At 72.5% G+C, this 12,619-nt stretch carries 12 protein-coding genes; 8 read left to right on the top strand and 4 right to left on the bottom strand.

The annotated features are described in order from the left end of the window. Positions 1 to 90 precede the first annotated feature (90 nt). From EIY87_RS30620 to EIY87_RS30650, 7 genes are all read left to right on the top strand, one after another. Positions 91 to 1,578 carry a PKD domain-containing protein gene (locus EIY87_RS30620; RefSeq protein WP_225440118.1) on the top strand — a complete coding sequence of 496 codons (1,488 nt, stop codon included), beginning with the start codon at positions 91 to 93 and terminating at the stop codon, positions 1,576 to 1,578. 12 nt (positions 1,579 to 1,590) lie between these two features. After that, entirely contained in the window at positions 1,591 to 3,045 is a 1,455-nt protein-coding gene (locus EIY87_RS47800; protein ID WP_158641383.1) for a hypothetical protein, read from the top strand. Between the two features lie 479 nt (positions 3,046 to 3,524). Beyond that, positions 3,525 to 5,687, top strand: a complete 2,163-nt coding sequence (locus EIY87_RS30630) for a HAMP domain-containing sensor histidine kinase (RefSeq protein ID WP_125313621.1) — start codon at positions 3,525 to 3,527, stop codon at positions 5,685 to 5,687. Then, positions 5,684 to 6,118, top strand: a complete 435-nt coding sequence (locus EIY87_RS30635) for a roadblock/LC7 domain-containing protein (protein ID WP_191984309.1) — start codon at positions 5,684 to 5,686, stop codon at positions 6,116 to 6,118. The genes EIY87_RS30630 and EIY87_RS30635 overlap by 4 nt, the downstream gene beginning before the upstream one ends. Beyond that, complete coding sequence (locus EIY87_RS30640) at positions 6,115 to 6,492, top strand: DUF742 domain-containing protein (RefSeq protein WP_125313285.1); 378 nt, start codon at positions 6,115 to 6,117, stop codon at positions 6,490 to 6,492. Before EIY87_RS30635 ends, EIY87_RS30640 begins: the two co-directional genes overlap by 4 nt. Beyond that, on the top strand, positions 6,473 to 7,060 hold the full coding sequence (locus EIY87_RS30645) for a GTP-binding protein (protein WP_225440120.1): 588 nt from the start codon (positions 6,473 to 6,475) through the stop codon (positions 7,058 to 7,060). The genes EIY87_RS30640 and EIY87_RS30645 overlap by 20 nt, the downstream gene beginning before the upstream one ends. 19 nt (positions 7,061 to 7,079) lie before the next feature. Further along, entirely contained in the window at positions 7,080 to 7,838 is a 759-nt protein-coding gene (locus EIY87_RS30650) for an MHYT domain-containing protein (protein ID WP_191984343.1), read from the top strand. A 190-nt stretch (positions 7,839 to 8,028) separates the two neighbouring features. Here EIY87_RS30650 and EIY87_RS30655 read toward each other — a convergent pair whose 3' ends face one another. Together EIY87_RS30655 and EIY87_RS30660 are read right to left on the bottom strand one after the other, a co-directional pair. Continuing rightward, positions 8,029 to 8,646, bottom strand: a complete 618-nt coding sequence (locus EIY87_RS30655) for a PaaI family thioesterase (protein ID WP_125313287.1) — start codon at positions 8,644 to 8,646, stop codon at positions 8,029 to 8,031. 31 nt (positions 8,647 to 8,677) lie between these two features. Further along, positions 8,678 to 9,436, bottom strand: coding sequence for an SDR family NAD(P)-dependent oxidoreductase (locus EIY87_RS30660; RefSeq protein ID WP_225440121.1), 759 nt, complete (start codon positions 9,434 to 9,436; stop codon positions 8,678 to 8,680). A 47-nt stretch (positions 9,437 to 9,483) separates the two neighbouring features. Here EIY87_RS30660 and EIY87_RS30665 point away from each other — a divergent pair, with 47 nt between their 5' ends. Beyond that, complete coding sequence (locus EIY87_RS30665; protein WP_125313289.1) at positions 9,484 to 10,020, top strand: ferritin; 537 nt, start codon at positions 9,484 to 9,486, stop codon at positions 10,018 to 10,020. A 394-nt stretch (positions 10,021 to 10,414) separates the two neighbouring features. On the opposite strand, the gene EIY87_RS30670 is transcribed toward EIY87_RS30665, so the two are convergent. Continuing rightward, positions 10,415 to 11,506, bottom strand: coding sequence for an alpha/beta hydrolase family protein (locus EIY87_RS30670; RefSeq protein WP_125313290.1), 1,092 nt, complete (start codon positions 11,504 to 11,506; stop codon positions 10,415 to 10,417). Then, entirely contained in the window at positions 11,503 to 12,615 is a 1,113-nt protein-coding gene (locus tag EIY87_RS30675; RefSeq protein WP_125313291.1) for an alpha/beta hydrolase family protein, read from the bottom strand. Before EIY87_RS30675 ends, EIY87_RS30670 begins: the two co-directional genes overlap by 4 nt. Positions 12,616 to 12,619: the final 4 nt, after the last annotated feature.

Consider the following 12,619-nt stretch of genomic DNA (forward strand, 5'->3'; position numbering starts at 1 on the left):
ATCGGTCACACCGGGCCCCCTCCCGTCGATGTGCCCGTCGGGGATTCCCACCGCGTGCGTGGGGACGGGACACATCTGGGGGGATGACTCGTGCTGCTTTCGTTGCGATCGCGCGGCCGGATCGCCTTGGCCACCGCGCTCACGGCGGCGTTCGCGCTGCTCGTACCGGGTGTCGCGCACGCGGCACCACCGTCCAACGACGACTTCGACCGGGCGACGGCGATCACCGCGTTGCCGTTCACCGCGCAGCAGGACACGAGTGAGGCCACCAAGGCGGTCGACGACCCGTCGTGGTGCCAGTCGTACGACGTCCGCGGCTCCGTCTGGTTCCAGTACACCGCCACCGCGGACGGGTACCTGCGCGCGTCCACCCAGGGCAGCTCCCCGGAGATGATCCTCGCCGTCCACACCGGAACCCGGGGCGTGCTCCGCGGTGTCGACGGCGGCTGCGGTGTCGGCCGGGACGCGACGTTCCTGGCCAAGGCCGGGACCACGTACTCGGTCATGGTCTCCGGCTACGACGTCCCGGGCGGCGCGCTGTCGCTCTCGCTGGACTCGGTGCCGGCCGCGGCCAACGACGACTTCGCCGGCGCGCAGCCCGTGCCCGCGCTGCCGTTCTCCGCGCAGCCGGACTTCTCGGTGGCCTCCTACGAAGCCGACGAACCGGAATCGACCTGCCAGTACGACGGCAACATCGTCCCCTCGGTCTGGTACGCCTACACGAACACCGGGGAGGCGAAGTCGGTCACCGCGCGGACCCGGGGGTACGGCTCGGCCGTCTCGGTCTACACCGGCAACAGCCTGCCGGAGCTGAAGCAGGTCGCCTGCAAGAACGACTCGTACGGGCAGCCGACCGCGTTCCGCGCCGCCGCCGGCACGACCTACTACGTCCGTGTGACCGGGCCGGCGCAGTCGTACGAGCCGATCACGCTGTCCCTGGAAGACGCGCCGGCGCTGGAGCCGTCGATCTCCCAGTCGCCGTCGTACCCGACGGTCTACGACAACGTCTCGTTCTCCGCGGACTCCTGGAACGAGATCGACAAGCCGATGACCGCCGACTGGGACTTCGGCGACGGCGCCACCGCCCCGGCCGGCACCGCGCCGGTGTCCCACCACTACGCCGCCGACGGCACCTACACCGTCACCCTGCACGCGACCTCGCCGGACGGCCGCACCGCCACGAAGACGACGTCGGTCACGGTGACCACGCACGACGTCGGGATCGCCAAGTTCACCGTGCCGGCCGCCGCCCGCGCGGGCGAAAGCAAGCCCATCTCGGTCGACGTCAGCAACACCCGGTACGCCGAAACGGCGACGGTCGTGCTGTCCCGGAACGACGGGACCTGGTGGCGGCAGGTCGCCACGCTCACCCTGACCGTGCCCGCGCGGCCCACCAAGACCGTCCGGTTCCCGTTCGCCTACACCTTCACCCCGGACGACGCGATCGACGGCAAGGTCACCTTCCGCGCCGAGCTGTCGCTGCCGTACCCGGTGCGCGACGCCCGGCCGTCGGACAACGAAGTGATCGCCATCGCCACGACCGTGAAACCGAGCGGCACGCGCATCGCCGCGGTCTGAGGGGGGAACAAGATGAGGCACACCGCTTTCCGGCGCCTGCTGGTCGCCGGGCTCGCCGTCGCGGCCACGCTGGTGGCACCCGCCACCGCGCACGCCGACACACCGCCGAACGACGATTTCGACACCGCCACCGCCGTCACCGCCCTGCCCTTCCGGACGACCCAGGACTTCGGGGAAGGGACGAAGGCCGCCGACGACCCGACGTCGTGCTACGCCTGGATCGCGACGAGCGCGTGGTACGACTACACCGCGCCCGCCGACGGGTTCGTCCGGGCACTGCCCACGGGCGCCGGCCAGCTGCCGTTCATCGCCGTCTACACCGGTGAGCGCGGGGCGCTGACCCAGGTGCCCGGCGCGTGCGCGGAGTGGAACAGCGGGCCGTCGGTGACGTTCCCGGTCACCGCCGGGCAGACGTACCACATCATGGTGTTCAAGCCGTACGCCGGCGCCGGCCAGGTGGCCACGCTGGACCTCGCGAGCGTCCCGCGGGAGCCGAACGACGACTTCGCGGCGGCTGCCGAAGCCACGCTGCCCGGGACGTTCTCGGGCGACCTGTCGCGGTCCACGAGCGAGCCGGGCGAGGTGACGGCGAGCTGCGATCCCGCGGCCGACCACTCGGTGTGGTACCGCTACACCCCGGACCGCACCCGGTCGATCAGCGTGGAGCGGCGGTCGACGTCGGTCGTGGTCTACCGCGGCGCTTCGCGCACCGGACTGTCCGAAGTGGACTGCGCGTCGTCGCTGGACACGAGCAAGCGCGTGGTCTTCCGGGCCACGGCGGGGGAGCAGTACTGGATCCGGGTGGCCGCGGACGCCGACGGCGCGTCCTGGTACGACATCCGCCTGACGACCGCGCCGGCGCTGACGCCCAACGTGTACCTCTACTCCGGGGTGAAGTCGGTGTTCGACGACATCCAGATGTTCCCGAACGCGGGTGACAGCCTCGGCCGCCCGCTGGTCAGCGGCGAGTTGAAGTTCGGCGACGGCACCTCGGTGCCGCTCACGTCGAACGCGATGCTGACGCACCGCTACGCCGCCGACGGCGACTACCGCCTGGAGATCAGCGCGACGACGGACGACGGGCGTTCCGGGACCGGCAGCCAGGTGGTCCACGTCGAGACGCACGACGTCACGCTGACCGGGCTGTCCCTGCCGGCGCAGGCCCGCGCGGGGCAGACCAAGCCGGTCAAGGTGTCGGTGGTGAACAGCCGCTACGACGAGAAGGTCGTCGTCTCGCTGCGCCGGAAGGGTGAGAGCGGGTACTTCGAGGAGGTCGGCCGGCTGACCCAGTGGGTCCCCGCGGGCAGCCGTGTCGACTTCCCGTTCGCGTACAGCTACACGGCGGCCGACGCCGCGGCGGGCCAGGCGGAGTTCGAGGTGACGGCCAACCTCGACGGCCGCTACGACGGCGACAGCAACCCGGCGGACAACCGCCTGACGGGAACGACCGCGGTCCGCGCGAGCTGATCTCCTTCGGCCGGGGACCAAAGCGCCCCAATGTGGCGTTGGTTGCGTCCAACGCACCGAACGCCACATTGGGTGCGCTGGACGCACCGAACGCCACATTGGGGCGCTCGGGCCCGGGGACCACGGTCCGTGCTCAGCCCGGGCTGAGTCCACTTTCGCCTTGGCGGGACGCGCTCGTCCCGCCAAGGCGGAAAATCACCTACCCCGCACGGGATCCCGTGCGTTCTTCGACTCCACCTCACCCTCCGCAAGGGTAAAAAGCCGCGCGGTGGAAGTTCACCCTGTGTAGCTGATGCGTACGGGGGAAACGGCTCGCGTTCCTTGACAGCACCGGTGCCGCCGGGGTTATGTCACCGCCTGAATTCCGCGGAAAAGGAACCGGAAATCGTTCTCGGGCCACCGGTACGAATCGAGCCACGCCACCGATGAAAGAAGACATACGTCGTTCCGCCCCCTCCTGGAATCCGGGATCGTGGGGGCTGCGCACCAAGATCTCCGTCGTGCTGCTGCTGCCCGTCCTGGTCGCCCTGCTGCTGGCCGGGGCCCGGGTGCAGGGTGAACTCGCCCAGGCAGGCGGGCTCAGCGCCGTGCGCGATCAAATGCCCGTCGTGCAAGGGATTTCCGAACTCGCCGGGCTCGTCGACGAGGAGATGATCCACGACGGCGCCGCCGCGCAGACCGCCGCCGTCGACGGGAAAGCCGCGGCGGTCCGCCGGGACGCCGCGTTTTCGCAGCTCACCCCGGAACTCGCCCGGACATTGGAAGATCAGCTCGGGAAATTGGCCGACCTGCGGCAGCAGTCCGGTTCGGCGGGCGAGAAAACCACCGCCTACCACGACTTCACGATCGCGCTCAGCGAAATGATCTCCGGCGTCGTCGGGCAGGCCGGGAATGCCGATCTCGGCGCGTCCGCGAACATCGGCGCGGGGTTGGTGCAGCTGAGGTCCGTGCTCGCCGTCCAGGAAACGGTGGCGGGCGGGGCGGCGGCCGAGCGCGCCGCGTCCGAAGAAGCCGTGCTCACCGGGCAGCTCCGCCGGGTGCTGCCGGCCGGCGCGGTGGCCGCCCGGTTCGCCGCGGCGACCAGCCCGGGCGCCGGCGGGCCCGCGGCGAAGCGCGCGGTGCTCGGCACCGTCCTCGCCGACCAGGTGAAAACGCTTTCGGCCGCGGTCGGCGCGCAGACCGACCTCGCCCGGTCGGACGCGCTGCGCGACGCCGCGCTGGTGCTCGCGGCGCTGCTCGGCGCCCTCGCCATCGCGCTCGCCGTCGCCCGGTCGGTGGTGGCGCCGATCCGGCGGCTGCACGCGGCCGCGCTCGACACCGCGCGCCGCCGGCTGCCCGGCACCATCGAGCGCATCCGGGAGGGCGAGGACGTCGACTGGCGCGCGACCCCGCCGCTCCCGGTGGACTCCGAGGAGGAGGTCGGCCAGCTCGCCCGCGCCTTCGACGACATGCACCGGCAGGCGGTCCGGCTCGCCGTCGGGGAGCAGGCCGAGATGCGGATCCAGGTCAGCGAGATGTTCATGACGCTGTCGCGGCGCAGCCAGTCACTGGTCGAGCTGCAGCTCTCGGTGATCGAAGACCTCGAGGCCGACGAGCAGGACCCGCAGCGGCTGGCCGAGCTGTTCCAGATCGACCACATCGCGACCCGGCTGCGGCGCAACGGCGAGAACCTGCAGGTCCTCGCCGGCGGCCGGCCGGTGCGGCGGGAAACCGGCCCGGTCGCGACGGTCGAGCTGCTGCGCGCGGCGACGTCGGAGGTCAAGGACTACCAGCGCATCACCCTCGGCAACGCGCCGCGCGGCTCGGTGCAGGCCGAAGCCGCGGCCGACGTCGTGCACATCCTCGCGGAGCTGCTGGAGAACGCGATCCGGTCGTCGCCGCCGGACGAGCAGGTCGTGCTCACCGCCGACCGCGGCTTCGACGGCGGCGTGCTGGTCGAGGTCGTCGACACCGGCCTCGGCATGAGCCGCGAAGACCTGGAAGCGGCCAACGCCCGGCTGGCCGCCGGCGCGTCGGTCAGCCCGGAGACCACCCGCCGAATGGGCTTGTTCGTGGTGAGCAGGCTGGCCGCCTCGCACGGGATCACCGTCCGGCTGCGGCCGACGACCACGCGGACCGCGAGCGCCGGCATCACCGCCAGCGTGCACGTCCCCGGCGTGCTGGTCCTGGTCGAGCTGCCGGCGCGGGCCGGCCTGCCCGCGCTGCCCCCGGGCGGCGTCAACGGCACCGCGCGGCACGAGCTCGAACCCCGGTGGCCCGCCGAAGAACCCGGTCCCGTGCCGCCGGTGGTGGACCCGCCGACCCCGATCTTCGACCAGATGGTGTCGCACTGGTTCGCCGAAGACCGGCCGAACGCGGCGGCGCGGCCGGACGGCTGGGCGAGTCCCGCCGACCAGCTGCGGCAGGCCGCGGAAGCCGCGGTCGGGACCGTCGACGAGGCCGGGTTCACCGACTCGGGCCTGCCGGAGCGGCAGCCCGGCGCCCAGCTGGCACCGGGCTCGGCCGCCCCGCGCCGGCCGCAGCAGGCCGACCAGCCCTTCCGCGACCCGGCCGCGGTGCGGAACAACCTTTCCCGGCACTACAGCGGCATGCGCGCGGCCCGCCACCGGGTCGCGGCCGAGCCGGACGCGGAGCAGCGATGAGTACCCGGCAGGAAGGAACGGAAGTGACCGACGGCTCCCGGAACTGGCTGGTGTCGGCGTTCACCCAGGAGGTACCCGGGGTGGCGCACGCCGCGCTCGTCTCGGCGGACGGCCTGCTCGTGGCGGCGAACGAGACCCTGCCGCGCGATCGCGGCGACCAGCTCTCGGCGATCGCGTCCGGGCTCGCCAGCCTCGCGCTCGGCACGGCCGACCTGTTCACCGCGGGCCGGGTCGTGCAGTCGGTGATCGAGATGGAGCAGGGCTTCCTGCTGCTGATGAACGTCGGCGACGGCTCCAACCTGGTCGTGCTGGCCAACCCGGGCTGCGACATCGGCCTGGTGGGCTACGAGATGACGCTGCTCGTGGACCGGGTCGGGAAGGTGGTCGAGACCCCGGCGCGGCCGGCGGCCTCCCCGGGAGCGGCCCGGTGACCGACGGCCGGCGACGCGAGGGCGGGCGGCACACGGCGTCGCTGGCCCGGCCCTACGCCTGGACCGCCGGCCGCACGCGGCCGAAGGTCGACCTGGCGGTGGAAGCCCTCGTCGAGACGACGCTGGAGGGACGCTCGGCGTCCTTCAGCCCGACCAACCCGCTGGCCGCGGTGACGCAGCTGTGCCGGCACAAGCGTTCGGTGGCCGAGGTCGCGGCCCACCTCGGCGTGCCGCTCGGGGTGGCCAGGGTGCTCATCGGCGACCTGCTCAGCGCCGGCCAGGTGTCCATCCGCGACACGCTCACCGCGGACGCCTCCTGGGACGAACGCAACGACCTGCTCGAAAGGGTCCTCAGTGGACTACGCGCACTCTGACAAGCTCATCACCTCGGCCAAGATCGTCGTCGCGGGCGGCTTCGGGGCCGGCAAGACGACGTTCGTCGGCGCCGTCTCGGAAATCGACCCGCTGCGCACCGAAGCGCTGATGACGACGGCGGCGGTCGGCGTCGACCGGACCGAAGCGGTGCCGGGGAAGTTCGCGACGACGGTCGCGATGGACTTCGGCAGGCTCACCCTCGCCGACGACCTGATCCTCTACGTCTTCGGCACGCCCGGCCAGCACCGGTTCTGGTTCATGTGGGACGACCTGGTCTGCGGCGCGGTGGCCGCGATCGTCCTGGTCGACACGCGCCGCCTGGCGGACTCGTTCGCGTCGATCGACTTCTTCGAGTCGCGCGGCCTGCCGTTCCTGGTGGCCATCAACCAGTTCGAGGACACCCGGCAGCACGCGCCCGCGCAGGTGCGCGAAGCCCTCAAGGTGCCGCCGGCGGTGGACGTCGTCACCTGCGACGCGCGCTCCCCGGAGTCCACAAAGCGGACCCTCATCGCCGCGGCCGAGCACGCGCTCGCCGAGCACCACGCACCACGATCGCGGAAAGCCTGACAGGAGCGGAAAAATGCCGATGAACCACGACGACTTCGCGATGGGGCACTGGCTCATGGTGCTCGCCTACCTGACGTCGGTGGTGGGGTGCGCCCTCGGGCTCGCCTGCACGCTGCAGGCGCGCTCGACCGACAACCCGCGCGTCCGGCTGACGTGGCTGGGGCTCGCGGCGCTGTCCATCGGCGGCGTCGGCATCTGGGTCATGCACTTCATCGCGATGCTCGGCTTCGCGACACCGGGCCTGCCGGTCCGCTACGACATCCTCCGCACGGCGGTGTCGGCGGTCCTGTCGGTGGCGGCGGTGTTCTGCGGCCTGCTGGTGTTCGGTGTCCGCAACCGGTTCGCCTGGCGCCGCCTGCTGCTGGGCGGCCTGCTGACCGGGCTCGCGGTCGCGGTGATGCACTACACCGGCATGTGGGCGGTGCAGGTCAAGGGCACGATCGGCTACGACCCGGTGCTGGTGGTGCTGTCGGTGGTCATCGCGGTGGTCGCGGCCACGGCGGCCCTGTGGTTCACGGTCGGCCTCGACAAGCTGCTGCCCCGCCTGGCGGCCGGCCTGGTGATGGGCGCGGCGGTGACGGGCATGCACTTCACCGGCATGGCGGCGGTCCGCCTCCACCTCGACCCGGCGGCCCCGGACCCGTCCGGCACGGAGGTGTTCTCGTTCCTGTTCCCGGTGTTCGTGCTGGCGGCGCTGGCGATGGCGGTGCCGATCTGCGCGGTGCTGATGGCGACGTCGAGTTCGGAGGCACCCCGGCACACGACGGTCGGCACCTGAGCGGTCTTGAATGAGTCATTCAGGACCTCTGAAGACCTGAATGACTCATTCAAGACCTCTGGGGCGGCTCGGCGGGCGGCAGCGATCCGGGGTGGGTGACGGCGGCCCCCGGGGTATCGGCCCCGGGGCCGAGGTCGCGAATGAGTCATTCGCGACCTCGGCTCGGCTAGGCGCCGGTCGCGGGGCGGCGTCAGTCCGTGGGCACCGGGAACCGGTCCGCGCTGAAGTGCACCAGGATCGCCGTCGCCGTCGCGCAGACCTCGTCGCCCGCCCGCAGCGTGCCCGACGCGTGCAGCTTCCGCCCCGCACGGCGGACCAGGCGGCCCTCGGCGACGAGCGGGACCGCGTACGGCGTGCCCCGGTGGTAGTCGACCGTCAGCGACGCCGTCATCCCCGGGTAGCCCGCCGCCGCCGTGGCGCGGCCGAGGACGTGGTCGAGGACCGCCGCCACCCAGCCGCCGTGGACGCGGCCCGGCGGCCCCTCGTGCGCCGAGCCGAGCAGCACCTCGGCGCGCACCGACTCCGGGCCGACCGCCACCCAGGACAGCGGCGGGGCCAGCGGGTTGCCGGGCCCTTCCAGGGGGTTGTTGACGCTCAGGTGCCCGCCGCCTTCGAGGGCGGCCAGCAGCAACGGCGGCGCCTCCCCGGCCGCGCGCAGGGCCGCGGTCACCGCCTCGACCCGGCTCGCCGCCGCGGCCAGATCGGCTTCGTCGTCGCGCACGCGCACCGAGGCTTCGATCAGCTCGCGGATCCGGGTGCCGAGCAGGGCACGCCCTGGCGGAACGCCGTCGACCACCGGGAAGGTCATCGCACCCCCTGAAACTAGAACGTGTTTCAGGTTACCAGGTCGGCCGGGCGGTGACGCCGCCGTCGACGACGAGGTCGTGGCCGGTCACGAAGGACGCCAGCGGCGAAGCCAGGAAGACGCACGCGTTGCCGACGTCGGCCGGGGTGCCCAGGCGGTTCAGCGGCGCGGCGCGGTGCCAGCGGTCGACGCCGTCCGGCCAGTCCCGCGCGAGGCCGGGCCGGTCGACCAGGCCGGGGGACACCGTGTTGACCCGGATCCCGCGCGGCCCGTACTCCAGCGCCGCGCCGCGCGCGTGCATGACCAGCGCCGCCTTCGCCGCGCTGTAGTGGACGTGGCCCGGCGCCGGTTGGCGGGCTTCGATCGACGCGACGTGCGTGACGCTGCCGCCCTCGCCCAGCAGCCGCGCCGCGGCCTGGGTGCAGGAGAACGCGCTGGTCAGGGTCGCGTCCAGCATCGCCCGCCAGCGCTCGGCCGTGAGGCCTTCGAGGGGTTCGACCGGTTGGACGCCGGCGTTGTTGACCAGCGCGTCGAGCCGCCCGCCCCAGTCCGCGACGGCGTCGAGCAGGGCGTGGCAGGCGGCGTCGTCGGTGAGCTCGGCGGCGAACGCGCGGGCCCGCCCGCCGGCCGCTTCGATCGCCGCGACGACGTCGTCGGCGGCGCCGGGCCGCCGGTGGTGCACGGCCACCGCGCTGCCCGCCGCGGCGAACCGGAGCGCGATCCCGCGCCCGATGCCGCCGGCCGCGCCGGTGACGCAGGTGATCGTGCCGGCGAGGTCGAGTGTGCTGGTCACGGCTTCGATCGTAGAACCGCACCCGGTTCCGTCGTACCTTGTGGGGCATGGCCAAGACCGAGAAGTTCGCCGAACTGCTGCAGACCCAGATCAGCCACGAGTTCACCGCCGCCCAGCAGTACATCGCGCTCGCCGTCTGGCTGGACGCGCGCGACCTCCCGCGGCTGGCGAAGCGCTTCTACCGGCAGGCGATCGAGGAGCGCAACCACGCGCTGGCGATGGTGCGGTACCTGCTCGACCGCGACCACCCGGTGGCCATCCCGGGTACCGGCGACGTCCGGAACGACTTCTCGAGCGTGCACGAGGTGATCGAGCTGGCCCTGGCCCAGGAACGCGCGGTCACGACGGACATCGAGGCGATGGCGAAGGCCGCGCGCGCCGAGGAGGACTACCTCGGCGAGCAGTTCGTGGGCTGGTTCCTCAAGGAGCAGGTGGAGGAGGTCGCCCAGATGACGACGCTGCTGACGGTCGTCGAGCGCGCGGGCGACAACCTGTTCGAGGTCGAGAACCACCTGTACCGCGAGTCGGCCACGGAGGTCGAGGACACCCCGGACATGCCCCCGGTGGCGGGCGGCAAGCTCTGACGGCGGGCTGGTTCTCGCCTGAGCCGCCGGTGTGACGCCGGGGCGGGTCGCGCGGGCGGCGGGGTGGCCTGGCCGCGCGACGCCGACGCCATGAACGGGTCGTTCATGTCCTCGCGCGACAGGCTCCTGGCAAAGTCGCGCCGGCGAGCGGGTGACCGGCCGCGTGGTCTGCCCGGCCTCGCGGGGATGTCATGAAAGGGTCGTTCATGTCGTCTGGCGAGATGAACGACCCTTTCATGACATCGCGGATGGGCGGATCGGCCGTACTGCCCGAATTTTGCCGGAGCCCTGTCGCCGGACGCCACGAAAGAGTCGTTCATGGCGTCCGGCCGACGCCCGAAGCGTGAGGCGGCGGGAGCGGCATCCCCCCGGGCGATGCCGCTCCCGACGCCCCTCAGCGGCAGAACGAAACTTCCGGGAACCCCGGCCGGTCGAGCAGCGGCCGCGGCACGCCGCGCAGGTGCTGGTCGAAGAACGCGGCGACGTAGGCCCGGGTGATCGCCTGCGTGCGCAGCCCGCCCGTGGTCGCGCCGATGTCGACCCCGAACTCGTCCGCCACGATGCCGACGTCGGTGAACGACGCGTGCTGCGTGCCCGCCACCTCCGCCCAGCGCTTCCAGCCGGTCAGCTGCGCCCAGTCCCGCTCCCACGGCTCGTTGCCCGGCGCGCACGCCGTGGCCGCCAGCTGGTGGCTCACGAACATGAACGGCCGGTCCAGGCCGGGCGCGGTGAGCGGGACCTCGGTGGTGCCGTCGATGTCCATCCCGGCCTTGACCCGCGGGTCCGCGACCATCGTGGGCAGCGTGCTGGCGCCACCCACCGAGTGCCCGGCCATGCCGATCCGGGACGCGTCGATCAGCGACGCCCACTTCGAGCGCGTCAGCGAATCCAGCACGAACGACACGTCGGCGGCCCGGCCGAGCTCCAGCTTCCGCCAGAAAGCGCTGTCGTGCGGGAGTTCGCACGACGCGCACCCGGCGAACCGCCCGCCGGGCATGCTCTGCCCGGTGTTCTCGTACGTGTGGCCGACGACCGCGACCGCGTACCCGTGGCTCGCCAGGTCCTCGGCGAGCGCGGAAAGCGTGGCGCGCGGCTTGGTGTAGCCGGGCGACAGGACGACCAGCGGCAGGTGCCTGCCGCCCGGCCGGGCGTCGGCCACCGAGTTCGTCACCATCTTCGTGAGCAGGTCCGGTGGCACGTCCAGGCCGCTGCCCGCCAGCAGTGCCGCGGATTCTTCCGAAGTCACGTACCGCGTCTTCGGGCCGTCCGGTGACGCCGCCGGGTAGAACAGCGAGACCATCAGCTCGCGGTAGGGCGCCGACGGCACCCACGGGTCGGGCCGCGAAGTGTCCTTGAGGTACACCGAAGTGCTGCCCACCGGCCGGTCACCGGTCGGCGCGGGCAGGTACGGCACCGGGGCCGCGGACGCGGGCGTGGCCATCGTGAACGTGAGTGCGGTGAGGGCCATGAGGATCGTCTTCTTCATCCGATGAAGGTCACTTCCGGGTAGGCGGGCGAAGGTGCGGCCAGCAGCGGCCGCGGGCGGCAGCGCAGGTGCTGGTCGAAGAAAGCGCTTGCGTAGGTTCGCGTGACGGCCAGCGCGCGCTCCGCGTCGATCGACGCGCCGAGGTCGACGCCCAGCTGCGCGGCGAGCACCCCGAGGTCGGTGAACGACTGGTGCACCGTGCCGGACACCATCAGCCAGCGCTTCCAGCCGGTGAGGTGCGGCCAGTCGGTTTCCCAATCGTCGTAAGGACCTGGCTGGCCGGGGACGTAGTCGTCCATGCTGCCGAGGAACAGGAACGGCCGGGCCAGCCCGGACGGCGGCAGCGGCACGTGGATGCTGCCGTCGATGTCGGCGCCGGCGCGGATCCGCGCGTCGGCCAGCATCGCCTGCGTCGTGACCGCGCCGCCGGCGGAGTGCCCGGTCATGCCGATCCGCGCGGGATCGATGAGCGCGCCCCACTTCTTCGAGTGCAACAGCTCGTCGAGCACGAACGACACGTCCTCCGACCGCACCCGCGCGAACTTCTCCCAGAACCCCGGCTGGTCGTCGACCTCGCAGGCGGCGCAGCCGGTGACGTGACCGTCGGGGAAGGTGGTCGCGCGGTTTTCGTAGGTGTGGTCGATCGCCGCCACGGCGTACCCGCGGCTGGCGAGGTCCTCGGCCAGCGCGGTGAGCGTCGCGCGGGGCTGGGTCCAGCCCGGGGACAGCACGACGAGCGGCAGGCCGTGCCACCGCCCGGCCGGGTGCGCGTCGACGACGGCGTTGGTCCGGACGGTGCTCAGGACGTCCAGGGCCAGGCCCGGGATGTTCTCCCGTTCGAGGTTGCGCTCGGACTCCAGCGGCGTCATGTACTGCTTGGTGGGACCGTTCGCCGACGTCGCCGGGTAGAACAGGGAGACCATCAGTTCCCGGTAGGGCACCGACGGCACCCACGGGTCGGGCCGCGAACGGTCCACAACGGACAGTGTGGTCACGCCGACCGGCTCGTGGCCGGTCGGGCGGGGCAGGTACGGCGTGGTGCTCGCGGAGGCGAGCGGCGCCGCGGACAGCGTCAGGGTCAAGGCGGTGGCTACCGCGAGAGTGCGCATGATT

The sequence above is a fragment of the Amycolatopsis eburnea genome (genome assembly GCF_003937945.1).
In the GTDB taxonomy this organism is placed as follows: Bacteria; Actinomycetota; Actinomycetes; order Mycobacteriales; family Pseudonocardiaceae; genus Amycolatopsis; species Amycolatopsis eburnea.

What these genes read in the sequence shown, in the direction of transcription:
- EIY87_RS47800 (WP_158641383.1), top strand. Translation starts at nt 1,591, where the DNA reads ATGAGGCACACCGCTTTCCGGCGCCTGCTGGTCGCCGGGCTCGCCGTC.
- EIY87_RS30635 (WP_191984309.1), top strand. Translation starts at nt 5,684, where the DNA reads ATGAGTACCCGGCAGGAAGGAACGGAAGTGACCGACGGCTCCCGGAAC.
- EIY87_RS30650 (WP_191984343.1), top strand. Translation starts at nt 7,080, where the DNA reads ATGAACCACGACGACTTCGCGATGGGGCACTGGCTCATGGTGCTCGCC.
- EIY87_RS30655 (WP_125313287.1), bottom strand. Translation starts at nt 8,646, where the DNA reads ATGACCTTCCCGGTGGTCGACGGCGTTCCGCCAGGGCGTGCCCTGCTC.
- EIY87_RS30665 (WP_125313289.1), top strand. Translation starts at nt 9,484, where the DNA reads ATGGCCAAGACCGAGAAGTTCGCCGAACTGCTGCAGACCCAGATCAGC.
- EIY87_RS30670 (WP_125313290.1), bottom strand. Translation starts at nt 11,506, where the DNA reads ATGAAGAAGACGATCCTCATGGCCCTCACCGCACTCACGTTCACGATG.
- EIY87_RS30675 (WP_125313291.1), bottom strand. Translation starts at nt 12,615, where the DNA reads ATGCGCACTCTCGCGGTAGCCACCGCCTTGACCCTGACGCTGTCCGCG.